Below are 24,220 nucleotides of genomic sequence, written 5' to 3'. Positions count from 1 at the left end.
CTGTTTCAGGAGGAATGACATGGCGGGCCCGACTGGCTTGGACAACCCGGACTCCGCGGCGGTGGCGCCGTTCGTGGCCGAATTGAATGCCTATTTCGCGTCGCCGCGCGATCCTGCCAACGTGGGGCGCCACGACATCGAATTGCACCTGCTCGACCGGGCCGGGTCCGACCAACTGATGTCGCACTTCCAGCGCAAGCGGCTGGTGCGGGTGTATGGCGGCGTGGTGCTCGACGATGGCGGTAGCGACCATCATTTCTACCTGACTCGTGGGCCGTTCGCCGGCGGCATCCTGTTCCTGTCCCATGAAGGCGAGAATTCGCGCGTGGTGTTCGGCTCGCTCGACGATTTTCTTGCGGCCGTCGCGATCGCGCGGGAAACCGGGACCTGGCTGACCAACAATCATCCCAAGCCGACACCCTTGCATCGGGACCAGGCGGCGCTCGCCGGGTTCCTGCACGCCTTGCTCGACACCGGCGAGGAAAAGAACGAGGGCCTGGTCTACTCGGCCATACGCTCGCTGGCGCCGGTCGATATGGACTTGCTCATGCGCCTGGTCAAGCATCCGGATTTCTTCTTTGCCGAGGCGGTGGCCGGCCAGATCGCAGCGTATCCGGCAGCGGCCCTGCGCCCGCTTGCGCAGCTATGCTGCGAGCATGGGATGCCGCAGGTCCAGTGGGCTGGCGAACGCGCGTTGAAAGCGATCGGCCAACTCGGATAATGGCGAGCGCGTTACGCTCAATTTTGACAAGCACCTCACCCCGGGAGAGACCACATGACAGGCATCACTGATCCGGCCGACGCCGAGGCCGTACCGTTCATCGGTGAACTTGCTGCGTATTTCGACGGGCCGATGAACCCCGACTATGTCGGCCGCTTCGACATCGAACTCAATTTGCTGGACCGGGCCGAATCCGACGAGCTGACAACCATCCTCCAGGATGTGAGCCTGGTGAAAGTCCATGGCGGCGTTGTCCTCGACGATGGCAACACCAGCGACCATCACCTGTACCTGACGCGCGGGCCATTCGCTGGCGCGATCTTGTTCCTTCCGCACGACAGCGACTTCTGGAACGTGGTATTTGCTTCGCTCGGCGAGTTCCTTTACGCCGCCGAACAAGCCAGGAAGACCAACACCTGGCTGACCGATCACCATCCGGCGACAACGCCACTGCACCGCGACCCGGCCGTCCTTGGCAAGTTCATTCATGGCTTGCTCGACCGCGACGACGAGAGCGAGGAATCGGTCATTCAATCGGCCATCTACTCGCTCGCGCCGGTCGACCAGGACTTGCTCATGCGCCTGGCGGTCCATCCGAATTTTTTGTATGCCGAGGCAGTGGCTGGGCAAATCGCCGCGTATCGAGCGCTTGCGCTGCGGCCGGTCGCCCAGTTTTGCAGCGAGCATAAGGTCCATCAGGTTGCAGGGGCGGGACAGCGTGCCCTGGCGGCGATTGATGACCATCGTTTCCTTGGCAGTTAAGGCAATGTCGCCAGCATTTTATCTGCCACATACGCGAATCTGTCATAGGCGTCATCGTATGACGGGCTAGCGTTGCTATACAGAAGCGGCCGAAGCTTTTCATCATAATTTTTAGTAATGTCTGGGTCCGTCTTCAATTGGACCAGCGCCTTGCTCAGGATTTCATTTTCGTTCCCGGCGAATTCTGGATACTGGCGGCCGAATTCTTCCGCATCCTTGGCGACAAGCCTGGGGAATATGTCACTTGCCCCAGGCAGCACATCAGGTCTCTGCATAAAAATTTGCCCAACGTCATAGATGTGCCTGACCAGTGCAGGGTCCAAGTCACCTTTTTGACCGCCATACCACTTCCAGGCTGTCCGGCGCAGCATTGACAGAACTTTTTCTGCAAGCGTTTCTTGAATCGAAATACAATCGATAAGGACTTGAGGCGCGGGCTGGATCGCTAATAGTTTATCAACAAGATATCCAAACGTTTTTTGCTCGGAGGGCAGCACGGTATGACGATGAATGAGCTCGACTTTGATCTTCGGGCGTAGCGCACCAATCGTTCCGGCAAAAACGCTCTCATAATCTAGCGTCAGGTGAAAAAAACGTCGTCCATCACGCACGTGGGGGTTCTTTGCTGCCTGTTTCGACGTTGCGGTGTCCGCTGGCTCATCGGCCAGTTCTTTGACTTGCTCTTCCACAGCAGCAATCGTGAAGCCGAGAGCGGACAAGTCTTTGATCACCGCTTTATGTAGCACACCCAAGCGCGTGTTTAGCGATAAGGGGCGATATCCCTCAGGTTCCGGTTCCAAAAAAACCTTGACATCAATGTCTTCGGACATCCGTTCGATCAAACCATGGGCCTTGCTCAAACAGGTACCCCCGGCAAATACCAATTTGCCAGCAAGCTTCAATTCTTTACCGCGTTGATTGACGCCAGGTTGATGTGTGGGAATGGCAATTGAATGCCACTCGACCTTTGAAATAGCATGCAATGCGTCAGTCACATGCACATCCTTTTCAAGAATTTGCGCTGGTAAGTGAATCATCCCCTCCAGCAGCGCGTCCTTTATCTTGTTTTCAATCTCACCTGGAATTCTTTTCATATTCTAAAGTTCTTCCCGCAACGGTAAGCTTTCTCGATATCTTCCGCTTTGGCGTACGGATGATGAGGCTGGTTGGAAGCTGAGTGGTCTTGCCGCTGTTGTAATCCTGAGTCGCTTTACTCGGAAGAACATTCACTTTCAGCTTTTTGAACGTTTCTGTTGCGACTGTTTCGAGCGTTGCAGCGGGAATGATATTGCCCGTGATGGAGCTGACTTTTGTTTTTACAAATACGCCTTTCCCAGCGCGGATTAGTTTCCCCGATCCGACCATGGAGTTAATGACCCGGCTCACTTGGGATTCGCTTCCAAACTTGTTCAGGTCGGAGCGCAATATCACGTTGCCACGTCTGTTAGCGATCGACCTGACTACTTTTTCCTGAACGTTCATAATTCGACTCCTTGAGCTGACGATACAAGTATAGTCACCTCACTCCGGAAATTCAAGAAATCCTTTTAAAAACAAAGGATTACCGTGGGGAATATCATCCGCGAATGAGCGCTTTCGATTGATTTTGTGCAAGCGTTGGAACGCTGCGACGGCGATGCAGCGCTCAACTCCTCAAACAAGGATTTGGCGCGGGACCAAGCTTTACTTCAAGGAATAGTCGGATATCCGGAAACGACTCTCTCGCCGGTTCAGGCAACGCCCGCGTCTTCCGCCGTAGCGAACGCCGCCACCTCGGCCGCACGCACATCCGCCGCCGGCAGCTCGATGGTAAACCGGCTTCCTTTGCCCACGCCCTCGCTGTAGGCCATGACGCTGCCGCCGTGCAGCTCCACCAGTTTGCGCACCAGCGCCAGCCCCAGCCCGAGTCCGCCGGTGGCCCGGTCCGGCGTTCGCCGTCCCTGCGAAAACAGCTCGAACACGCGCGGCAGCAGTTCCGGCTCGATGCCGTTGCCGTTGTCGCTCACGTCGATGCTGACCCGTTCGCCCGCGTGTGCCAGGGTCACCCGGATCGACGACTGCGGCGGCGAATACTTGGCGGCGTTGACCAGCAGGTTGGTCAGCACCTGGATCAGGCGCGTGGCGTCGCCGCGCACCCAGTATTCTTCCTCGCCGCAAACGGTGTCGAAGTGGTGAGCGCCCTTGTGCATGGCGCCCATGGTCTGTTCGACGGCGGCGGCCAGGATGGCGCGCATCGACACCGGTTTTTTCTCCAGCGTGATCAGGCCGCGCGTCACCCGCGACACATCGAGCAGGTCGTTGACCAGGTGATTCATGTGATCGACCTGGCGCGAAATGATGTCGCCCGCCTGGCGCATCTGCTCGGGCGAGATATTCGGCATCTTGAGCAGGTGCGCGGCGGTGCTGATCGGCGCCATCGGGTTGCGCAGCTCGTGCCCGAGCATGGCCAAAAACTCATCCTTGGAGCGGTTCTGGCCCTCGGCGATTTCGCGCGCCTGCTGCGCTTCCGCCAACAAGCGTTCGCGCTCGGCCGAGGCGCTGGCCAGCAGATGGGCGCCGAGGTACACATTCTGGTCGAGCCGGTCGACTTCCGTGATGCCCGAATACAGCGGCAGCCGGGTCGGCCCGCGCACCATCGAGCGCGCCGCCTCGCCGGTGCGGGCAATCGCGCGCGTCACGCGGGCGCTGAACAGCAGCGCGGCGGCGCCGGCCAGCAGCAGGGCGATCAGCAGGCCCGACACCGAATACAGCACCGTGCGCCGCGCCGTGCCGTCGATGGCCGCGCGCGGGGACGACATGGCGACCCACCAGCCCGACACCGTGGACACGGTCAGCATCGCGTAGCGTCCGTCCGGCGTGCTCACCAGGCCGTTCTCGCGCAGGCGGATGGCGACCAGCACCGGCGGCGGCGCCAGGCTGCCCACGGCGGCGTGCTTGCCGTTGCTAGCCAGCAGGCGGCCCTGGCGGTCGTACACGGTGAAGGTGGTGCCCTCGGCATCCGGCGCGGGCAGGGCGCGCAGCAGGTCGTCGACGTCGAAGCCATAGCCGAGCACGTAGCGCACGCCGTTGTCGAGGAATACCGGAAAGTCGACTTCGACCACCCAGGTGTCGGGCAGTTTGCCGGGCAGAAGGTCGGAGATGGCATACGCCGCGCTCGAGAGCATGCGGTCGATGCGGGCGCGTTCCCTGGCGCGGGTGTCGGGCAGGGCGGCCTCGGGCGGGCGGGTGGTGTCGACCAGCAATTGTCCGCTGTCGTCGAGCAGCTCGATGTAGGCGCCGTCGTCGCCGGCCATGGTGCGCGCCTTGATGCCGAATTGGGCGATTTGCCCGGATTCGAGTTTGTTGGAACTGCTCAGGCCGCGGATCAGGCCGATCGCCTGGTGCCATTGGCCATCGACGGCGATCGAGGTGGCGCGCGCCGCCAGTTTCATGGACAGCACGGCGGCGTCGCGCTCGGCCTGGATCAGGCGGCTCAGCGGCACGGTGGAAAACAGAATCACCGGCGCCAGCGCCGCCACGATCATCAAGGCAAGGAAGGACCGAATCTTCATGATAACTCTTCCGGGAGAACACGCCAGCGCGAGCGGATTCGCTCATGCATTGCATCCCATCAAGCTTAGCATGTCTTTACGTTCAAGATTCCCATTAGTATTTCTCTACTGTTGGATTGGGGTAACGCCACTTGACGCGGCGTTCCCCATGCGTTCTAAGGATTCCAGCCGAGGCCGTTGTTCCACGCGGAAAAGACTTTGGCGCGTGTGGCAAACCCGGCCGCTACTTCGTCCTCGCTCAGCAGGTAGCCGCCGACCCGTGCCGACAGGTTCAACGGCGCGCCTTGCAAATCGGTGGTGCCGAACTCGCGCCAGCCCGACAGCGCCGTCGGCTGCACCGGATTGGGCGCCGGCTGGCCGTTCACGCCAAGTCCGGCCCAGCCGGCCGCAGCGACGTGCGCATCCATCTTGCAGTTGATGAAGGCGATGTTGTCCCAGCTGGCGCTGCCGCCGGGACTGCGCGCGAGCCAGGTGGCGCCGTTGGGCACGTCGCCCTGTGCGGGACCCGGGCCGGGGCCGTGGGTCAGGCTGCTGCCCAGGAACACGAAGCCCTTGTCGCCCGCATTCGGCACGCGCGCCTGCAACACGTAGCCGCCACCGCTGGCGCTGGTGCTGTCGCCGACGCTGCGGATGTCGCTTTCTTCGAACAGGGCGGCGCGCGCACCGCCCCAGATGAAGTCGACGTTGCCGGCCACCAGCGAGCGGTAGAACCAGGCGTAGCCCTTCAGGTTCAAGGTGTCCTGTTCGCTGTGGAAGGCGGCGTTGGTGGCGACCAGGCGGCCGTCGCTGTTGAAGTACACCGTTTCGGCCTGGGCCGAGATGGCGGGCGAGCGCAGCGTGGTGTTTTTCAGGGTCAGCTTGTCGAGCGTGACCATGTCGGCCGCTTCCACCAGCAAGACTGAACGTCCGCCCAAGGGCGCGCCGCTGCCGCCCGGCGCTTCGCTTGCGCCCGTGCCTGGGTTGAGGGTGTCGTGGTTGGTATAGTGGATCACCACGCCGTCGCGGCTTTCGCCCCGGATGGTCACGTTGTCCTTGCCGCGCAGGTACAGCAATTCTTCGTAGCTGCCGTTGCGCACGCTGATGGTCACCGGATCGGCTTTGGCGACGGCGCCCGTGGCATGGTTGAGCGCGCCCTGCACGGTGCGGAAGTCGGCCGGGCCGTCGTCATCCACGCTCAGGCTGGCGCTGCCTGGTGCGCCAGCCTTGGTCGTGAAGCCCCAGCCGCCCGCCTTGCCGATCCCGCGAAACGGCGTGCCGCCCAGGGTGGCGCCGTTGAACACGCCATCGGCAATCGCCACATAGTAAGCGCTGCCGTAGGCGAGGCGGTTGTTGTGCGGCTTGATGCTCACCGTGTTGCCCTTGATGCGCACCGGCGCGTAGCGCACGCGGCGCAGGCGGTCCTGGCCGGCGTGGCCGATGGCGTCGATGTCGTCGGCAGGGCGGATCACGTCGACCAGCGCATCGTCGCTCTTGCGGAAGATGCGGATGGTGCCGCCGTTGCCCAGGGTCGGCGGATTGTCGAAGGTCAGGCTGAGCGGGCTGTCGATGGCTTCGTCCACCGCCCCGGCGGGCGGAAAGCTGGCGCCGTCGAGGCGGTAGGTCTGGCTCGGCTGCACGAAGGCGGGCGCGATGGTGGCGCCGATGCTGCGCGTCAGGGTCGGATCGGCGCCGCTGGTAAACACGATGTTGGCGCTGCCGGCCGCCAGCGGGGTCAGGGTGACGCTGGCGCCGTCGGTGCTCACGCCCACCACGCCCGGCATGCTCGACTCGACCGTGAAGGTGTCGGCGCTGCCGTCGCCCTTTTTCGCGCCCACGTTGACGACCAGCGGTGCGTCTCCCGCCTCGGCCGTGTACGCCAGCGGATGCGGGTTGAGGGTCAGCTGCACCGGTTTGAGGGCCGGATCGCCGACCCGCACATCGTCGATCTGGAACGACTTGTTGGTCGTGTACAGGCCGATCAGACCGCGCGCGGCAAAGCTGCTGTCGGTCACCGCGCCGAGGTTCTCGCCATCGAGATACAGGGTCAAGGTGCTGCCGATCATCTCGAAACGCACGGTGTAGAACTGCGCGTCCATGGCGATGGCGCGCTTGCTTTGCTTGATCTTGCTCAAGCTGTTGCCGAGCATGCGGGCGATCTCGACCTGGGTGCTGGTGCTCGCATTCTGCACGTTCAGGCCGGCGCCGTACCAGTTGGCTGGATCGACGTAGCGCGTGATCAGGTACAGCTGCTTGTTGCCGGTGGTGCTGTTGGTCAGCGGCCGGATGCGCGCCTCGACGACATAGTCGCCCGACGGCACGCCCTTGAACGCATCCGGCTTGACCAGCGCCAGGATGCCGCCGGTGCTGGCCGCCGTGTATTGCAGCACCTTGTTGCTGCCGCCGGAGGCATCCGCCTGGACCGTGAAAGCGCCGTTCGCGCCAGGCAGCGGCAGCAGGCTCCAGCGCGCGCTCGAGCCATCCTGGAAGTCGTCGCAAAAGTACAGCCCGGTCAACGGACAGAACAGGGTCGGCAAGGTGTCGGTGCTGGTGTCGCCGCTGCCCGCGATGCTGGTGCTCAGTTTGCCGCCACCGGCTTGCGCCAGCGCGTTGGCCTTGACCAGCGCCACCGGACGCGGCGCGAAGGCGTACGGCACGCTCCAGCTGACCGTGGCCGGGACCGAACAGCCTTGCAGTGCGCCGCCGTTCAGCTGCGAGCCCTGGTCCTTGTAGGCGCCGCCGTCGCCGCCGGGCGCGTTGATCACATCGTCGCAGCCGGTCGCGCCGGCGATGGCGAACACGTTGTTGTTCGACAGGATCTTGGCGTTCTTGCCCACGCCCACGCTGTACTGGTGGTGGTAGACCGGCGCCGTCTTGCTGCCGGAGTGATAGTTGTTGAAAAGGTGGACCTGGCCGAAGCGCACCCGGGGCGCGCGTTGCGAAATATCGGCGAACACGTTGTTGCTGTAGGTGACGCGCAACTTGCCTTCGTCGCCGGTGGCGCCGTCGCCGCCGCCGATCAGGTTGTTCTTGTTGTGCTGCCCGAAATGGTTGTACGACACCGTCACGAAATCGGACGCGCTGGTGATGTCGAGCGCGCCATCGTGGCATTGCTTCTGCTTGCCGTTTTCGATGGGGAGCTGGTCGTCGGTTTTTGGCGCGTCGGTAAAGCTGTTGTGATCGATCCAGACGTGGTGCGAGTTCGACACGCCGATGCCGTCGTAGGCCGAGTTCCAGTTGCCGCTGGCGCCGTCGAGCGGGTCCCAGACCGGGCCGACGTCGCACGGGTTCATGATGTTCAGGTTGCGGATGATGACCTGTTCCACATTCTGCACGGAGATGTGGCCGTTGATGATGCCGGCATTGGCCCCGGCCCCGATCAGGGTGGTGTTGCTGCCGAGGCGGATGGCCCCGCGCGCGGCCTGGTCGCCGGTGCTGGCGTAGGGCACGCCGCCGCTCATGTCGATGAGCGCGGTCAGCTTGATGATCTTGCTCGTGTTGCCGCCGTTGCGCAGGGCGGCCAGCAGCTGGGCGCGGTCGGCCACGCTGTAGATTTGCTCGGGCACGGCGTTGGCGCCGCCCACGGTGCCGCCAGACTGGCTGGCCCAGCCGTCAAGCGGCGCGGCCTGGCGTGCGGGGTCGACGGCGGCGTGGGCCTGGCTACAGGCGAACGCCGTCAGCAGGGCGGCGCCGAGCGCGGCCCTGATAGGTGCTTGTTTCATTGGATTCTCCGGTGACTAGACTGTGGGCGGGCGGCGGCGCGTCAGGGCGAAGGCGGCCAGGCCGGCCAGCATCAAGGTGACGCTGGCCGGTTCGGGCACCGGCGAGGGCGCCGCTTCCAGGCGCGCGCTGAAGCTGGTGAAGCCGCTGCCCCAGTCGAGCGCGGACAGGTCCAGGCCGATGGTGTGGCCGTCGATCAGGTTGAGGATCGGCAGGCCGTCCACGGCGGCGCTGTCGAGCAAGCTGAAGCGCGTCAGCGGCGCGCCCAGGCTGGCGCCGAAATCGAAGCGCATGCTGTACGCGCCCGCCGCTACCTGCCCATTGTTGTAGACCGTCATGACGCCGTCTTCGGCAAAATCGATGCCGAACAGGAAGTCGGCGCTGAGGAACTCGACGCCGCCGGTAGCGCTGGCGTCGATGGCGGTGATGTTGGACCCCGGAACCGGGGCGAACTGCTGGTCCAGCCCCAGCATGCCATCAGCCGACCCGTTATAGGTCGCGCTGATGGTGGTGTGTTGCAGCGGCAAAACCGCCGCGCTTGCGTGTCCCGCGGTCAATGCCACGACCGCGAGTGTCTCCAACATTCTTCTTGTTTTCATTTTTTTGTCGTCCCTTAAGTGAAACAGCAGGCTACATCGTCAGTACCTCATCAAAAACTTGTTGAATCATGCCGTCACGGTCGTGTTGACAACCTTGCCGGCGATGGTCACGTTTGTCAGTTTTGCCGACTTCACGTTGTAGGCGAACCAGGGGGTCTCGGCATTGGCCGGGATGCCGAAGTCGCAGTCGGTGATGGTGACATCGGTGATCGGCACGATCCTGGACGGGTCGTCGCCGTTGTAATCGAAAGCGACAGGGCCAAGCAGCATGATGGCCTGGAAGCACGAGAAGGTGCCCGCCTTGGTCTTCACATTGCCGACCCTGACGTTCGAGATGTGCACGTTGGACACCACCGGCGGGCGCGTGCGCACGTTGTCGGCGGTCGGCGCGTAGTCGCAATCGATGGTAATCACCGCGCCGGCCGAGGACGACACGCTTTTCGGTGCGATTGGCGAACCCGGCAGCGGGTTGTAGTACTGCGGCGTGGTCTGCACCCCATTCGGAATGGTCACGTTGCGCACGTAAAAATGCTTCAGGAAGCCGCCGCGGTTCATATTGGTCTTCATGCGGATCGCCGTGCTCAGCGGACTGGTGGCCCAGTTCACGTTGCGGAACTCGACATCCTGCGCATACACATGCTCGATGCCGCCCGACATTTCGCTGCCCAGGGTCACGCCGCCGTGGCCGCTGTTCATGATGCATTTCTGGATCAGCACGTTCTGGGTCGGCCCGAACTGGGTGTCGAGATTCTTGCCGGCCTTGATCGCGATGCAATCGTCGCCGGTGTTGAAGGTGCAGTCTTCCACCAGCACGTAGTTGCACGCTTCGGGGTCGAAACCGTCGCTGTTCGGTCCCATGCTGTCCATGTGGACCTTGCGGATTTCCAGGTCGCGGCAGGCCACCGGATGGTGCAGCCAGAATGGCGCCTGGTTGACCTGGTAGCCCTTGAGCAGCACCTTGTCGCAGCCGATGAATTCCACCATGCACGGACGCAGGTAATGGCCGCGCCCGAACACGCGCTTGCCGACCGGCACGCCGGCTTCCGACAGCGAGGGCAGGTAGGATTCATCGTTGCGCCAGCGGCTTGATTCCCCTTCGATCAGCTTGACCTGGCTTGGGGTCAGGTTCGGCGCCACCGTCAGGATGCTGGGCGGATTGGCCGGATTGACCGCCACCTGCGACAGCAGTTCCCTGGCGCCGGTGCGCTTGACCTTCCAGTCCCACCAGCAATCGCCGCCGCCCAGCGGTACGCCGCCCTGGCCGTCCAGGATGCTGGTCCAGTCCTCGCCGGTCAGGGCGATATTGTTCTGCTTGTGCGCATACACCAGCGGCGAATAGTTCAGGCAATCGTTACTCTGCCAGCGCGACAGGGTCAGCTTGCCGTTCGGGCCGCAGTCGACCTCGCCGTATTTGGCGAAATCGTCCGGGTCGTTGCTGAAGAACACATGCGCACCGGATTTCAGGTGCACATGCACGTTCGAGCGCAGCACGATCGGGCCCTTGCACAGCCAGGCGCCGGCGGGAATCACCACGCGCCCGCCGCCCGCCTTGGCGCAGACGGCGATCGCGGCCGCAATGGCCGGATAGCAGTCGTGCGCGCCGGCGGCCGGCGTGCTGACCATGCCCGGCTCGTGATGGCCGATAAACCCTTTGACCCTGGTCACCTTGCACGGCTTGGCGCCATGCGCGGTGATGACAAAGTCCTGCTTGCGAAATACCAGCGGCTGCTTGAAGCGCGCGGCAATGGCCTGCGCCTGCCGCCACGGGTCGGACGATTTGTTATCGGCCTTGGCCTCGGCCTCGGCGGCGGCTGCGGCCGGCAGGGAAATGGCGCCGCCGCCCAGGGCCAGGCTGGCGGCCCCGGCGCCGCGCAGGAGGGCGCGGCGCCGGGAGTCGATCGGATGCTTGTTCATGGTTAGTCTCAAGGGATCAGAAGTTGTACGTCATGCGCAGGTTGTACGAGCGGCCGATCGGGTTGGCCGCGCTGCTCAGGTAGCCGAAAGTGTAGCCGCTGTGGTTGGTGACTGGCGGATTCTCGTCGAACATATTGGTGACGCCGGCCACGATGCTGATGTTCTTGAAGCCGGTGTAAGTGCCGGTCAGGTTCCACACCGAGTACGGCTTGATTTCGCGATGGAATTCGGCCGCCACCAGGTTCTGGTCGTCGTAGTGCGAGTTGTAGTTCTGGGTCAGCTGGGCACTGTAATCGCCGCGCTTCCAGCTGGTCGACAGGGTGTGCTTCCAGCGGTAGGTGATGATCGGGAAGCTGCTGGTGGTGCCGTTGCTGGCCAGGCCGAAGCGGCCGACGTTGGAGACGAAGGGGCTGTCTTTTTCCAGCTGGTTCTCGAACTGGGTCAGGTAGGTGCCGTCGAGCTGGAACTTGAACTCGCCGATGTCCATGCGCGGCAGCGCGTAGCTGGCGGCGAGGTCGATGCCGGCCGTTTTCTGGCCGCCCAGGTTCATCGTCACGTTCTTGATGTAGGCCAGGGTGCCGTCGGGATTGCGCACGAACAGGTCTTTGTACTTGGCCGGATCCTGGAAGTAGACTTGCTCGGGCAGGTTGGCCAGCATGTCCTTCATGCGGATGTTCCAGTAGTCGAGCGAGACGGTCAGGTTCTTGACCGGCTCGACCACCATGCCGAGGGTCCAGCCGCGCGAGGTTTCCGGGGTCAGCTGGTCGTTGCTGCCGGTCTGCTTGGGCAGGGCCACGTTGCACACTTCCGAGGTGACGGCGCCGGGGACGGCGGTGCCGCTGCCGGCCACGCCTGGTTTGCCGCCCGGGCACAGGGTCGGATCGTCCCATTTGCCGGAGGTGTTGCCGTTGGCGCCAGGCAGACGGTAGCCGTAGCGGTCGAACAGGGTTGGCGCGCGGAAGCCCGTATTGGCCGAACCGCGGAACATCAGGGATTTCGACGGCTCGTAGCGGAAGCTGGCCTTCGGATTGAAGGTGTTGCCGAAGTCGCTGAAATAGTCGTCGCGCGCGGCCAGGTTGACGGTCAGTTGCTTGCTGATCGGAATATCGAGCTCGGCGTACAGGGCCGACACGTTGCGCGCGCCCTGGCCGCGCGAGGACGAGGCGTTGGCGTAGCTCACTTCATTGCTGATGCCGAGGCGTTCGTCTTTGGTGGTGTCGCGGTGGATGTCGATACCGACCGCCATCGCCAGCGCTCCGCCCGGCAGCTGCATCAGGGTGCGGCTGGCGGTGGCGTCGATACCGGCGAAGGTGCTGGTCGAATTGCGGTTCATCTGGCCGTCGACCGAGATGTCGCGCAGGTAGTTCTTGCCGGTTTCGTCCTGCAGGCCGAAGGGATTGAGCGCGCCGCTGGCAAGGCCCGCGTTCAGGCCCGGACCGCTGACGTAGCCGGTGTGGTAGTAGTTCTTGCGGTTGCTGTGACCGTACACCAGCCCGGCTTTGTAGTCCCACTCGCCGATCTTGCCTTCGTCCACCAGCGCCAGGCGCTGGTTCAGTTGCACATCCTTGTTGCTGGCCATGCCGAGGTCGGCCACGCTCCAGGTCACGATCAGCGGCTCGCCTTTCAGGCCGGCCACCGCCGGTACGCCGCCGGCGCCGCCCGGATACCATTTGCTGGTCGACGGCACGCGCGCGGTCACGCCCTTGGCGGTGACGCTATTGGTCGGATTGCGGGCGGCATAGATGGTCGACTGGCCGCGCATGTAGTCCAGGCTGACGGTATGGTCGTCCGAGAGCTGCCTGGTGCCGCGCGCGTAAAAGGTCAGCTGTTCGGTTTCGTGCAGCGCGGTGCCGTACTCGTTGTTGTCGATGACGCAGGTGTTCTTGGCGCCCTGGATCGAGTAGGGCGCGGCGCAGCCGGACTTGTAGTACGGGTTGGCGGCGGTCTTGTTGGTGGCGGTGGTGAAGTTGGCCGGGCTGGCGTAGCCGCCGGTGCCCAGGGTCGGGGCGCGGCCGATGCCCGCCAGCAGTTCCGGCGAGCTCAGTTCGGCGCGGTCGCGCGCGGCCAGGCGGCTGCGCTGGCGGCCGTCGATGGTGCCGTACAGGTTCCAGCCGTCGGTGGCCAGATTGCCCTTGCCGAAGGTGGCCGAGAGGCGCTGCTCGTCGCCGCCGCCCGATTTTTCCGGCTGCACGTACTGGGCGGTGATGGAGCCGCCTTCGACGCTGTTCCTGGTGATGAAGTTGACCACGCCGCCGATGGCGTCGGAGCCGTAGATCGAGGAGGCGCCGTCGCGCAGGATTTCGACGCGCAGCAGGGAGCTCATCGGGATGACGTCGAGGTTGGCGTAGCCGTCGGCGATCGCCTCGTTGGCCAGGCGGCGGCCGTTGAGCAGCACCAGGGTGCGGTTCACGCCCAGGCCGCGCAGGTTGATGTTGGTGCCGGAACCGGCGTTGGACGGGGCCAGCGAGTTCGATTGCGGCAGCGCCATCATCACATCGGCCAGGCTGGTCATGCCGCGCTTGGTGAATTCCTCGGCCTTGATGGTCGAGACCGGCAGGGCCATCTCGGTGGCAAGGCGCTTGATGCTCGACCCGGTCACTTCGATACGCTGCATGCCGGCTTCGGCCTGTTGGGCCGCGGCCTGGTTCATCACCGTCAGCACCGCAAGGGTGATGGACGACAATACGAGTTTCGAGTGGATCGAGCTGGTGTGCTTGTTCATGTGCGACGGTCTCCTGCGGATTATTGTTTGACATTAAGAGCTTCCGGCAACGGCGCGGAAGCTGGTCAGGACACCTCGCGTATCCTGTGCCGCGGCGACGAAGGCGTGAGCCGGGGTCGACGTGGTCAATAATGGGGTGCTCTTGCGGTGCGGCGTCTTTGCGCCTGCTGTCCACTGGTCTATATAGGTGGGTCCGGTGCTTATCCTCGCGAAAACGTGCGCGTGACTCGTTCGAGATGGGCGCGCATGGCGGCGTGGGCGGCGGCCGGATCGCGCGCCACGATGGCGTCGAGGATGCGGCGGTGGTCGAGCAGGGTGGCCTGGCGCAGTTCCTCGGTCTGGAAATGCTCCTTGAGCTTGTGCCAGAGGCGGCCGCGCTGTTTCCACAGATGATCGACCGCGCCGACCATGGCGCTGTTGCCGGTGGCGCGCGCGAGCGACAGGTGGAAGTCGCGGTCGAGCTGTTCGTTGCTGCTGTAATTGTCGTGCTGGCGTTCCATTTCGACGACGGCGCTGCGGATCGCTTCGATGGCGCTGTCGCTGGCCATGCGGGCGGCGCTGGCGCACACCTCGGCTTCGACCAGGCGGCGCGCGGCCAGCACTTCGAAGGGGCCGGGGCCGGCTTCTTCGGGCTCGGAGCGGGGCGGCTGGACGCGCGTGACGTAGACGCCGGAGCCGCCGCGCACGTCGACCACGCCGCGCAGTTCGAGGGCGATCAGGGCTTCGCGCAGGGAAGCGCGGCTGACCGCCAGCCGGCTTGCCATCTCGCGTTCGGGCGGCAAGCGCTGGCCGGCGCCGATTCTCTCGTCGCGGATCAGTTCCTCGATGCGGCCGGCCACGATGCGGTACAGCCGCGGTTCGTGCGCGAGGGCGTTATCGGGAGCGAGTGTGACTTTCTTGAGCATGGCGGCCTGCACATCTTTTGGTCAGGCCATTCTAAAGTGGTCTGACCAATCGCGCAAGGTGCTCGGGCCAAAATAGTGCGAAGGTGTCCCGTTTCGGTGCTTATTTGGCCAGCCGCCGTTGCATGGCGGCCAGGCGCCGCCCCAGCCGGGCCATCAGGCTGCCCAGCAGATAGCGCACGGTAGCCAGCGGGTGCTGCACGCCGTAGCCCTGGCGGCCCAGGTTCTGCGGCATGAAAAAGCGGCTGAAACGCTGTAGCGCGCCGCTGTCGCCGACCCGGAAGCGGGCGTTGACGTGGGTGGTGTTGAAGCCATATTCGTTGGCGAACAGAAACACCTCGCTGGGCGAGGTCATCGAGATATCGGCCAGTTGGTCGTCGTGCAGCTGGGTGCAGCCGCGCAGGTAAGAGACGCGGATGGTCAGGGCGATGTCGGGAATGCGGATCGTCAGCGGCTGGATCAATCCGACCAGTTCGAGCAGGCAAGGTAGTCCCAGCAGGTTGGCATTGGCGGCCTTGCGGTATTTCTCGGCGGCGGCGCGCACCTGCGCCGGGGTGGCGGGTGGCTCGGACGGCAGCAGCGCGCACGGCACGCTGAGCAAGCGTTCCCAGTGCTCGACGGCCGCGTCGCTGGCCCAGGCCAGGCTTTCGGCGGTGTCCACCCCCAAGGCGATGGTGTCGCGCGGCTGCATGAACCGCAGCGAATCGGTCGCGCGCGACAGGCGCGCCCACTGCGCCAGGCGCTGCGGCGTGTTCTGGTGGTCGTTCATATAGCAGTTGTCGATGTGCGAAAAGGACACGAACGAGGCGAACGGCACCGTGATCCTGGGCGCGAAAGCGGCGATCTGCAGCTTGATGCGGTGCAGCTTTTCGGCCGCGGCGGCGCAGCGCAGTTCTGCCTGGAACGGATTGCCGACCCAGTTGGCGTAACCGAACTGGGTCATCAATACGTCGACCCGCTCGCACAGCAGGGCGATGCTGGCCTTGACCAGCTCGCACTGGGCGGCGCTGGTCAAGGCGCAGTCGTTGATGTTGAGCACGTGGCACCCGCCGGAACTGATCAGGCAATACGCATCGCCATCGGCATGGGGAAACACGGTGATGCGCATCTCGCCGTCGAGCGCGACCGGAATGCCGGGCTGGCATTCGATGACATCGAAGCCATTCCCGCGCAAAAAGTTGACCACGCGCTTGTCCTTGGTCTGCTGGAACAGCATGGTGACCTTGCCGGGAAAGCCGCGCTTGAGCCGCTTGATAAAGGGCACCGAAAAATGGTCGGGATGCTCGTGCGAAAACCAGATGAAGGTGTTGCGCTTGAGCGCGGCCAGTTCGGCGATCAGGGCCGCGTTCGAGGTGCCGGAGTCGAGCAGGCTCCAGCCGTTGTTGAAAACCGCGCCTTCGACCCAGGGATCGGCCAGCAGCACGGTGTGCTCGTTGGCGATGTGGAAGCAGGCGTGGTTGACGAAGGTGAGCAGGTTGTGGGACATGGGGTTCATGGCGGCACCGGGTCAGCTGAGGGCGATAAACCGGCCGCGGTGAAAGCCGAGCGACCGGTGCGGATAGAACTGGCAGCGCTCGACCGCGCCGACGAAAATCACATGGTCGCCTTCCACATAGCGGCTGCGCGGACGGCATTCGAAGCAGGCCACGCTGCCGTCCAGCACTGGCTGGCCCTGCGCCGAGCGGGTAAAGCCGACCTGCTCGAAGCGGTCCTGGCCCGGACGCGCGAAGCGTTGCGCCAGCGCGGCCTGGTTGTCGGCCAGCACGTTGATGACATAGCCCTCGGCTTGCTCGAAGGCGGCCATGCTGCTGGCCGTTTGCGCCAGGCTCCACAGCACCAGCGGCGGATCGAGTGAGACCGAGTTGAAGGAATTGATGGTCACGCCGGCCAGGCGGCCGTCGGGCAGGGCGGCGGTGACGATGGTCACGCCGGTGGCGAACTGCGACAGCGCCTGCCGGAAATAGTTGCTGTCGAAATCGGCGGACGGGACGCACGGAGGAGGGGCTTGCATGGCTGGCCTGCGCGTGGTGGAGGTTTACCCATACTAAATGCGGTCGGGTGCGCGGTTTTGATCCTGCACAAGCGGCCTGAACGGCTCAGCGGGCGGGCTGGTAGCTCTCCAGGATGGCCTGCATCCTGCCATTTTTACGCAGCGCAAGCAGCGCGCGGTTCACTTGCGCGACCGTGATCCTGGCCCCGGGCGCCAGCGCGCAGTACGTATCGAACGGTTCGACGGCCAGCACGGCGCGGCTCAGGCGCGCGCGTTCGGCGTGGGCGCGCCGCTGGTAATCGTAATACAGGGAATTGGTGAGCATGTAATCGAAGCGGCGGCGCAGCAGCTTGCGCAGGTTCAGGTCGTCGCTGACGGCATCGTCGCGCACGAATTGCGGGCCGAGTTCATGATCGAGCACAGGGTAGCGGTAGCCGGTGATGGTGCCGGTGCGGGCGCCGGCCAGCTCGCGCAAGTTGCCCAGCGGCGCGGTGCCGATGCGTCCGACGATGATCATGTTGTTGGAAAAGACCGTGTCCGACCATTGCCAGCGCTTGCTGTCGAGCCATTCGGGACGCAGGTCGCACAGCAGGTCGACCGTGCCGTCCGCCAGTGCTGCCTCGACCCGCTTGCGCGGCAAGGTCAGGTAGCGCGGGCGCGCCTTCAGTTCGCGCGCCAGGGCGTCGCCCACGTCCTTGAGCAGGCCGCCGGTCAGGTCGTCGCCCTGGAAACGGGTCATCGGCATGGCGCTGCCGGTGGAGACGCCAAAGACGAGTTCGGCGCCGCCCGCGGGCAGCGCCAGTGCAATGGAACAGAGGGACGACAGCAGCAACAAGCCAATCTTCATGCCGCCATCATACCTTGCCGTCGCCGGCAAGGGCTATCGGCTTACTGGATCTTGGCGATCGACACCTCCGTCGACTTGACCAGGGCGATCACCTCGCTGCCGACCTTCAGGTCCAGGTCCTGGATCGAGCGGCTGGTGATGACCGAGGTGACGATGCCATGCGCGGTTTCGACATCGACTTCCGACACCACCGGGCCGGCGATGATTTCCTTGATCTTGCCCCTGAACTGATTGCGTACATTGATTTCCGAGATAGCCATGCTGTTCCTTTACGTGGGTGGGGAGGGGGTGTTTCAGTAACTCATTAACAGGCGCAGCGGTTTACTGCCGCTGTCGCTGCCGGGACCGGGGTGGATCGCTTGCGGCGCGCCGCCGGCGAACAGTTTCAGTTCGCCCGGCGCGAAAGGGTGCCATTCCTCCCCGGTGGTCAGGGGCAGGGTGGCGATCACGACGATCTGGTCGTCCAGATGGTTATGCTGGCGAAAATCGATCTGCAGGTCGCAATCGACCAGGCTGGCGCTGGCGAACGGATAGGCGCGCACCACGTAATGCAGTTGTGTCGAGCAATGCGCCAGCAAAAAGTCGCCATTCGACAAGATAAAATTGAAGGTGCCGTGGCGCGCGATCAGCGCCGCCATGGTCCGCACCGCTGTAAACAAGGCCGCGCGCGACGGCGGCTGGACCGGAAAACGGCGCCGCAGCCCGGCCAGCAGATAGCAAAAGGCGCGCTCGCTGTCGGTTTCGCCGGCCGGGGCGAAGTGCGGATCGGGGGCCGGCTTGAAGGTGCTCAGGTCGCCGTTATGCGCGAACGACCAGGTCGTGCCCCACAGCACGCGGGTGAACGGGTGGCTGTTCTGCGGCGCCACCTCGCCCTGGGTGGCCTTGCGGATATGCGCCACCACGTTTTTGGCCTTGACCGGATTGTCCTTGAGCGCATGCGCCAGCGGCGAATCGATGGACGGGCGATGGTCGATGATCAGGCGGCAGCCGGACGGCTCGTGAAAGGCGATGCCCCAGCCGTCGCGATGTACGCCGGTCCGCCCGCCGCGCTCGCTGAAACCGGCGAAGCTGAAGTTCAGCGCCGCTGGCTTGCTGCTGTTCATTCCGAGTAATTCACACATGGGCGTCGCATCCTCTGTTGCATCTGTCGCCCCCAGCGTAGCCCCGCCTGGCGCGTCTGCAAACGAATGATTTCGCGTTTCGATAGACGCATTTTGCGCATAAGCACTGGGGGATCGATATGCGCCGGCCGCATATCCATCGGCGAAACCATTCCTTCGCCGCCGCCACCGGCGCGACTAGACTTTCCGCTTTACCTACAGCGAGAGATGCAATGCCTTTCCCTACCTTGAACGCCTACCTGGCCCATTTGTCCGACCCGGACCGTCCGGCCAGCAGCGTGTGGCTGGACTCGGCGGGCCGCGCCCAGGGCAAGTATTTCAACTGCACCATCACGAGCGCCTTCCAGCCGATCCGCGCGCTCGGCAGCAGCCGCATCGTCGCCTACGAAGGGCTGGCGCGCAGTGCTTCGGCGGGCGATGCCGGCCTGTCGCTGTGGAAACTGCTCGACCACGCCGCCAGCGACGACGAATCGATCGAACTCGACCGGCTGTGCCGCATGCTGCACGCGATCAACTTCTTTCGTCAGGACGAGGCTGGGCAGAGCGATCTGTACCTGAGCGTGCACGACCGGCTGCTCAGTGCGGTGAGCAGCAATCACGGGCATGCGTTCAAGCGCATTCTGGACGCGCTGGACTTGCCGGTGGGACGCATCGTGCTGCAACTGCCGGCCACCACGCCGCAGCAGGGATGGCTGCTCAACTACGTGGCCGACAACTACCGGCGCAACGGCTTCCGGCTGGCGCTGAATGCGGCCTCGGTGGCGCAGGCGCAGGCGATGGTGGCCGAGCAGCGGCCGCACGCGATCAAGCTCGACGCGCGCTATCTGTCGGGCGGCGTCGCGCTCGAAGCGCTGCTGGACGCGGCCCGTACGGCTGGGGTGCGGCTGATTTTCAAGCGCGTCGAAAGCGCGCCGGCGCTTGCCTTGCCGGAAGTCGTCGCCGACCTGCCGCTGTATGCACAAGGCTTCTTCCTCGACCAGCCGCAAGCCTCGCTGGTGACCGATGCCGCCCTGGCCGCCTGACCCCCACCCCCGGTGTCAGGTCTGACATTCGGACACGGCCTCAGCTTTCGCGCCGCAACAACCGCCGGTGTCAGGTCTGACATTCAGACACGAGTTCATCCGCAACGCTGCACAGGCCGTGTCCGAATGTCAGACCTGACACCGGGGTGGGGTGTGCACGGGACGCAAGTTTATTCCTCAGCGGAAGGGCCTTTTCGCTTAGAATTCGGGGGCTATTAACGAATTTCGGGCAGGGGCAGGTATGGCATCAGCGGCGGGTTGGCGTAACGATATGGTCGCATGCGTCCTGGCGCGGTAGGGCTGCGCCGTTCGCCGCAGGCCCAGGGCAACCGCCGCCTGGTTGGCGCCGTGCTCGTTTCGCTGCTGGTGCACGGTTTGATTCTGTCGCTTCAGTTCGGCATTCCCGCGCTCGGTTTGCCCGGCTCGGCCACGCCGGTCGAGGTGCGCCTGGCCGATGTCGTTAATGAGCCAATCCCAACGCCGCCGCTTGATACGCCTGTCCCCGTTCCGCCGTTGCCTTCGCCGTCATCGCTTCCCGAGCCCGACAAGCCGGCAGCGCCGACCGGCGGCATGCGCCTGATCGATCCGGTGCCGGCCCCGGCGCCCGTTCCCACCCCCGTCACGCCGCGCCTGGCTGTCAAGAAAGACAAACCGCGCAAGGCCAAACGCATCAGCCCGCCGCTGCCGGCCACGGATGCGCTGGCGATGGATTCGCGCGTCATGGTCCAGGATTCGGTGGTGAACGATTTCGCGGTGCCAATGCCGCGCCCGGAAGAGGCCGAACAGAAAACCATCGATCTCAAGGAAGCCCAACACGGCACCGACGATGGCACCGAAGCGACCAGCGCCGCCGAGGTTGCGGAAGCGGCGCGCGCGGCCCAGCAGGCCGACACCCGGCGTCTGGAGGAGGAAGCCGAGCGGCTGGCGGCGCAGCGCAAGCTGGAGAAGGAAGAAGACGAGGCGCGCAAGCTGGCCGAGTTGCAGGCACGCCAGCAGCAGGAAAAGGCCGCGGCCGCCGAGACGGCGCAGGAATTGGAAAAGCAGGCCCGCGTGGCGCAGCAGGCGCAGATGGAGGCCGACGCCGCACGCGAGCGCGCCAGTGTGCTCAGGGCCGAGCAGCAGAAAACCGAGCAGTTGGCGGTTCAGCGCAAGCTTGAGCAGCAGAAGTCCGACCAACAGAAGGCCGACCAGCTGCGCGTCGAGCAGCAACGAGTGGACCAACAGAAGGCCGACCAGCTGCGCGTCGAGCAGCAACGAGTGGACCAGCAGAAGGCCGACTCGCGGAAGGCCGAGCAGTTACGCGCCGATCAGCAGAAAGCGGATCAACAGAAGGCCGATCAGCTGCGCGCGGAGCAGGCGAGGGCTGAGCGTCAACGCGCCGAACAGCTCGCGGCCCAGCAGCAAGCGGCGCAGAAACTGGCCGAGCAACAGGCTGCGCAGAAACTGGCGGAGCAGCAGGCCGCGCAAAAGGTGGCCGAACAACAGGCCGCGCAAAAACTGGCCGAGCAAGCCGCCCAGAAGAAGGCCGAACAGGCCGCGCAAGCCGCCGACGCCGCCCGCCAGGCGGCGCTGCAAGGCGGGCGCGAAGGCAGCGGCACCCAGGCCGCCAACACGCCCGCCGGCGGCAGCGCAGCCGGTGCCGGCAGCGGCGCCGGTGGCAAGGCGGTCATCCCCAAGAACCTGCTGGGCAGCGAGCTGTCGAACCGTGCGCGCGAGATGGTCAAGGGCCTCGATATCCTCTCCGGCACGCCGCCACCACCAATGCGCGACGAGCGCCGCGTGGCCGTGGGCGCAGCCGAACGCGATCTGCCGCTGCGCATGTACGTGGAAAGCTGGCGCCAGAAGATCGAACGCAATGGCAGCGCGAACTATCCGCGCGGCTGGGCCGATGTGGAGCACACGCACGCGCTGGTCAACGTGGCGGTGCGCAGCGACGGCACCGTGCAGGACGTGACGATCCTGCGTTCGAGCGGCCGCGCCGATATGGATGAAGCGGTGCTGCGCATCGTGCGCGTCAATGCGCGCTACGCACCGTTCCCGCCGAATATCGCCTCGCGCTACGACGTGATCGATATCCGCCGCGTATGGCAGTTTGGCGACAATCTCAAGCTGATGGAAGAAATCCGCTAGCCTTTGCGCTGCTCGACCAGTGCTGTCAGCAGCCGTTCGACCGCTTCCAGGTTGGCCGGTTTGATGAGGTGATGGTCGAACCCGGCCTCCTTGCTGCGCGCGCGGTCCTTGTCGTCGCCCCAGCCGGTCAGCGCCACCAGCACCAGCGGTTCCAGGTGCGTCATGCCGCGCAGCGTGCGCGCCACCTCATACCCGTTCATGCCGGGCATGCCGATGTCCAGGAACGCCACTTCTGGCCGGAACTGCTCGGCCAGCGCCAGTGCGCGCGGCCCGTCGTTGGCGACGCGGCTGGTGTGGCCGATGATGTCCATCAGTTCCGACAGCATGTCGGCGGCGTCCTGATTGTCGTCCACCACCAGCACGCGCAGGCCGCTGCCCGCGCTGGCGGCTGGCGTGTCGGCGCCGGGCGCCAGCGCCGCCACCTCGGCCGCGAGCGGCAGGCGGATGTCGAAGCGGCTGCCGCTCACGGTCGCGTCGCGCACCAGGTCAATGCTGCCGTGATGGAGTTCGACCAGCCGGCGCGCCAGCGACAAGCCGATGCCAAGCCCGCCCTGGGCGCGGTCGATGGAGGCACCCACCTGCGAAAACATCTCGAACACCGTCAGCGCCGATTCGGGTGGAATGCCAATGCCGGTGTCGCGGATCGACAGCACCGCCTGCGCGCCGTCGCGCCACGCCAGCACGTTGATGCGGCCACCGGCCGGGGTGTACTTGGCGGCGTTATTGAGCACATTGCCGATCACCTGGGCGATGCGGGTCGGGTCGGCGTCGAGCAGCAGCGATTCGGCTGCCACGTCGAGCGAGAGCGTGTGGCGGTTGGCGTCGATCAGCGGCATGCTCGTTTCGACCGCGCTGGCGATCAGTTCGCGCAGTTCGACCCGCACCGGCTTGAGTTCCAGGTTACCGCGCGTGATGCGGGCGATGTCGAGCAGGTCGTTGACCAAGGTGACCATCTGGGTCACCTGGCGTTCCATCATGTCGCGCACGCGCGCCACCGTGGCCTGGTCATGTTCGGCCATGCGCATTACCTGCAAGCCATTGCGGATGGGCGCCAGCGGGTTGCGCAGTTCGTGCGCAAGAATGGCCAGGAATTCGGTCTTGCGCCGGTCCGCCTCGCGCAGCGCTTCGGTGGCGCGCACCCGTTCGATGTGGGCCCAGGAGCGCTCCACGGCTTGTTCGACCAGCGCCACTTCGGGATCGGTCCACTGGCGCGGGCGGTCCTGGTGCACCGCCATCATGGCCACCAGTTTGCCTTCCTTGACCAGCGGGCAGCAGATGATGGCACGGCAAGCGATGGCGTTGAACATGGCGGCGCCGTCGGCTTCGTCGAGCTCGCGGTCGACGTCGCAGATGCGCAGGGTGCGGCCTTCGCGCATGTCGCTGGCGGCGCGCGCGCCGAACAGGTCGAGCGAGTAAACGCCGACCGTGCTGGTGGCGCCCGGTGCGGTCCAGTCGTGGCGGATGGTGAAACGGTCGTTGTCGCTTTCGACGTCGGCGTACGGACAGCGCGTGGCGCCCAGATGCTCGCCCAGCATGCGCGTGGTGACGTCCATGATGGTCTTGGGATCGTCGGCGTTGCGGGTGGCCTGGCTCATGGCGTCGAGCAGGCGCAGGCGCTCTTCGACGCGCTTGCGTTCATCGACGTCGATATGGATGCCGACCCATTCGGTAATCGCCCCGGCGCCATCGAAAATCGGCACCGCGCGCACATTCATATAGCGGTGCTGGCCGTCGGCGCGGCGCAGCCGGTGTTCGATCTGGTACATGCTGCTGGTGGCCAGCGCGCCGGTCCAGGCGGCGGCGGTGCGCTCACGGTCGTCGGGATGGATCGCCTCGAGCCAGCCCCAGCCATTCAACTGTTCCTTCGACTGCCCCGTAAACGCGGTCCAGCTCGATTGTTCCCCTTCAAGACGCCCGGCGGCCGACGCCAGCCACAGGATGGCGCTGCTCGCCTGCACCAGTGAACGGTAGCGCGCTTCGCTGGCGCGCAGCGCGTCGGCGGCGTGGCGGATCGCCGCCAGGTCGGTGGTATCGGTCGTGCTGGCAGGGATCGGCGGAAAGACTTGGGGCATGGTTCTTTTGTACAGAAAGTTAGTCGCTCGCATTTAACCACGAGCTTGCCAGAAAAGGGTTTTTCCTGTCGCCACTGCTGTAAAAAAATGCGTGCAGACGGGGTTTGATGTGGAGCAAGACCGGGCCGGTGGGGCTCACTTACTCTGGTCTGGACAATGTTTATTTTGATA

Annotated in this window: 18 protein-coding genes; 4 read left to right on the top strand and 14 right to left on the bottom strand. The window is 64.7% G+C overall.

Translation table 11 applies throughout. The features are described 5' to 3' along the window. Positions 1-19: 19 nt before the first annotated feature. Both F2P45_RS01535 and F2P45_RS01530 read left to right on the top strand, forming a co-directional pair. Positions 20-721, top strand: a complete 702-nt coding sequence (locus F2P45_RS01535; RefSeq protein WP_166870007.1) for a hypothetical protein — start codon at positions 20-22, stop codon at positions 719-721. A 54-nt stretch (positions 722-775) separates the two neighbouring features. Continuing rightward, a complete protein-coding gene (locus F2P45_RS01530; protein ID WP_166870006.1) occupies positions 776-1,483 on the top strand; it encodes a hypothetical protein in 708 nt (235 codons plus the stop codon). On the opposite strand, the gene F2P45_RS01525 is transcribed toward F2P45_RS01530, so the two are convergent. From F2P45_RS01525 to F2P45_RS01465, 13 genes are all read right to left on the bottom strand, one after another. Further along, positions 1,480-2,577, bottom strand: a complete 1,098-nt coding sequence (locus F2P45_RS01525) for a nucleotidyl transferase AbiEii/AbiGii toxin family protein (protein ID WP_166870005.1) — start codon at positions 2,575-2,577, stop codon at positions 1,480-1,482. The genes F2P45_RS01530 and F2P45_RS01525 overlap by 4 nt on opposite strands. Beyond that, positions 2,558-2,965 (bottom strand): DUF6088 family protein, encoded by a 408-nt coding sequence (locus tag F2P45_RS01520; RefSeq protein ID WP_166870004.1) that lies wholly within the window; start codon positions 2,963-2,965, stop codon positions 2,558-2,560. Before F2P45_RS01520 ends, F2P45_RS01525 begins: the two co-directional genes overlap by 20 nt. A 248-nt stretch (positions 2,966-3,213) precedes the next feature. Further along, positions 3,214-5,034 (bottom strand): sensor histidine kinase, encoded by a 1,821-nt coding sequence (locus tag F2P45_RS01515; RefSeq protein ID WP_166870003.1) that lies wholly within the window; start codon positions 5,032-5,034, stop codon positions 3,214-3,216. Positions 5,035-5,189: 155 nt separating this feature from the next. After that, the gene (locus tag F2P45_RS01510; RefSeq protein ID WP_166870002.1) at positions 5,190-8,732 is read right to left on the bottom strand and encodes a pectinesterase family protein; all 3,543 of its coding nucleotides are present in this window, start codon (positions 8,730-8,732) and stop codon (positions 5,190-5,192) included. Positions 8,733-8,747: 15 nt separating this feature from the next. Continuing rightward, on the bottom strand, positions 8,748-9,314 hold the full coding sequence (locus F2P45_RS01505; protein ID WP_166870001.1) for a VPLPA-CTERM sorting domain-containing protein: 567 nt from the start codon (positions 9,312-9,314) through the stop codon (positions 8,748-8,750). Between the two features lie 81 nt (positions 9,315-9,395). Next, positions 9,396-11,243: a glycoside hydrolase family 28 protein gene (locus F2P45_RS01500; protein ID WP_166870000.1), complete on the bottom strand. Its 1,848-nt coding sequence runs from the start codon at positions 11,241-11,243 to the stop codon at positions 9,396-9,398. A gap of 16 nt (positions 11,244-11,259) precedes the next feature. After that, positions 11,260-13,965 (bottom strand): TonB-dependent receptor, encoded by a 2,706-nt coding sequence (locus F2P45_RS01495; RefSeq protein ID WP_166869999.1) that lies wholly within the window; start codon positions 13,963-13,965, stop codon positions 11,260-11,262. A gap of 200 nt (positions 13,966-14,165) precedes the next feature. Beyond that, on the bottom strand, positions 14,166-14,870 hold the full coding sequence (locus tag F2P45_RS01490) for a FadR/GntR family transcriptional regulator (protein ID WP_166869998.1): 705 nt from the start codon (positions 14,868-14,870) through the stop codon (positions 14,166-14,168). Positions 14,871-14,970: 100 nt separating this feature from the next. Further along, positions 14,971-16,362, bottom strand: coding sequence for an MBL fold metallo-hydrolase (locus F2P45_RS01485; protein WP_166869997.1), 1,392 nt, complete (start codon positions 16,360-16,362; stop codon positions 14,971-14,973). Between the two features lie 12 nt (positions 16,363-16,374). Next, positions 16,375-16,878, bottom strand: coding sequence for a flavin reductase family protein (locus F2P45_RS01480; RefSeq protein WP_166869996.1), 504 nt, complete (start codon positions 16,876-16,878; stop codon positions 16,375-16,377). An 85-nt stretch (positions 16,879-16,963) separates the two neighbouring features. Continuing rightward, entirely contained in the window at positions 16,964-17,704 is a 741-nt protein-coding gene (locus tag F2P45_RS01475) for a substrate-binding periplasmic protein (protein WP_166869995.1), read from the bottom strand. Between the two features lie 41 nt (positions 17,705-17,745). Beyond that, complete coding sequence (locus tag F2P45_RS01470; RefSeq protein WP_054267531.1) at positions 17,746-17,964, bottom strand: TOBE domain-containing protein; 219 nt, start codon at positions 17,962-17,964, stop codon at positions 17,746-17,748. A gap of 33 nt (positions 17,965-17,997) precedes the next feature. Beyond that, entirely contained in the window at positions 17,998-18,825 is an 828-nt protein-coding gene (locus F2P45_RS01465; RefSeq protein WP_166869994.1) for a class II glutamine amidotransferase, read from the bottom strand. 212 nt (positions 18,826-19,037) lie between these two features. Here F2P45_RS01465 and F2P45_RS01460 point away from each other — a divergent pair, with 212 nt between their 5' ends. After that, on the top strand, positions 19,038-19,847 hold the full coding sequence (locus F2P45_RS01460; protein WP_166869993.1) for an EAL domain-containing protein: 810 nt from the start codon (positions 19,038-19,040) through the stop codon (positions 19,845-19,847). Positions 19,848-20,126: 279 nt separating this feature from the next. Next, positions 20,127-21,977 (top strand): TonB family protein, encoded by a 1,851-nt coding sequence (locus F2P45_RS01455; protein ID WP_166869992.1) that lies wholly within the window; start codon positions 20,127-20,129, stop codon positions 21,975-21,977. Here F2P45_RS01455 and F2P45_RS01450 read toward each other — a convergent pair. Then, entirely contained in the window at positions 21,974-24,049 is a 2,076-nt protein-coding gene (locus F2P45_RS01450; protein WP_166869991.1) for a hybrid sensor histidine kinase/response regulator, read from the bottom strand. The two genes, F2P45_RS01455 and F2P45_RS01450, sit on opposite strands and share 4 nt — an antisense overlap. Positions 24,050-24,220 lie beyond the last annotated feature (171 nt).

The sequence above is a fragment of the Massilia mucilaginosa genome, assembly GCF_011682145.1.
Lineage (GTDB): Bacteria > Pseudomonadota > Gammaproteobacteria > Burkholderiales > Burkholderiaceae_D > Telluria_A > Telluria_A mucilaginosa.
The sequence above is the reverse complement of the archived record's forward strand: the minus strand, read 5'-3'. Positions and strand labels throughout refer to the sequence as shown.

Bases quoted from the DNA above. Each gene is read 5' to 3' on its own strand.
- F2P45_RS01535 (WP_166870007.1), top strand. From the start codon at position 20: ATGGCGGGCCCGACTGGCTTGGACAACCCGGACTCCGCGGCGGTGGCG.
- F2P45_RS01530 (WP_166870006.1), top strand. From the start codon at position 776: ATGACAGGCATCACTGATCCGGCCGACGCCGAGGCCGTACCGTTCATC.
- F2P45_RS01525 (WP_166870005.1), bottom strand. From the start codon at position 2,577: ATGAAAAGAATTCCAGGTGAGATTGAAAACAAGATAAAGGACGCGCTG.
- F2P45_RS01520 (WP_166870004.1), bottom strand. From the start codon at position 2,965: ATGAACGTTCAGGAAAAAGTAGTCAGGTCGATCGCTAACAGACGTGGC.
- F2P45_RS01515 (WP_166870003.1), bottom strand. From the start codon at position 5,034: ATGAAGATTCGGTCCTTCCTTGCCTTGATGATCGTGGCGGCGCTGGCG.
- F2P45_RS01510 (WP_166870002.1), bottom strand. From the start codon at position 8,732: ATGAAACAAGCACCTATCAGGGCCGCGCTCGGCGCCGCCCTGCTGACG.
- F2P45_RS01505 (WP_166870001.1), bottom strand. From the start codon at position 9,314: ATGTTGGAGACACTCGCGGTCGTGGCATTGACCGCGGGACACGCAAGC.
- F2P45_RS01500 (WP_166870000.1), bottom strand. From the start codon at position 11,243: ATGAACAAGCATCCGATCGACTCCCGGCGCCGCGCCCTCCTGCGCGGC.
- F2P45_RS01495 (WP_166869999.1), bottom strand. From the start codon at position 13,965: ATGAACAAGCACACCAGCTCGATCCACTCGAAACTCGTATTGTCGTCC.
- F2P45_RS01490 (WP_166869998.1), bottom strand. From the start codon at position 14,870: ATGCTCAAGAAAGTCACACTCGCTCCCGATAACGCCCTCGCGCACGAA.
- F2P45_RS01485 (WP_166869997.1), bottom strand. From the start codon at position 16,362: ATGAACCCCATGTCCCACAACCTGCTCACCTTCGTCAACCACGCCTGC.
- F2P45_RS01480 (WP_166869996.1), bottom strand. From the start codon at position 16,878: ATGCAAGCCCCTCCTCCGTGCGTCCCGTCCGCCGATTTCGACAGCAAC.
- F2P45_RS01475 (WP_166869995.1), bottom strand. From the start codon at position 17,704: ATGAAGATTGGCTTGTTGCTGCTGTCGTCCCTCTGTTCCATTGCACTG.
- F2P45_RS01470 (WP_054267531.1), bottom strand. From the start codon at position 17,964: ATGGCTATCTCGGAAATCAATGTACGCAATCAGTTCAGGGGCAAGATC.
- F2P45_RS01465 (WP_166869994.1), bottom strand. From the start codon at position 18,825: ATGTGTGAATTACTCGGAATGAACAGCAGCAAGCCAGCGGCGCTGAAC.
- F2P45_RS01460 (WP_166869993.1), top strand. From the start codon at position 19,038: ATGCCTTTCCCTACCTTGAACGCCTACCTGGCCCATTTGTCCGACCCG.
- F2P45_RS01455 (WP_166869992.1), top strand. From the start codon at position 20,127: ATGCGTCCTGGCGCGGTAGGGCTGCGCCGTTCGCCGCAGGCCCAGGGC.
- F2P45_RS01450 (WP_166869991.1), bottom strand. From the start codon at position 24,049: ATGCCCCAAGTCTTTCCGCCGATCCCTGCCAGCACGACCGATACCACC.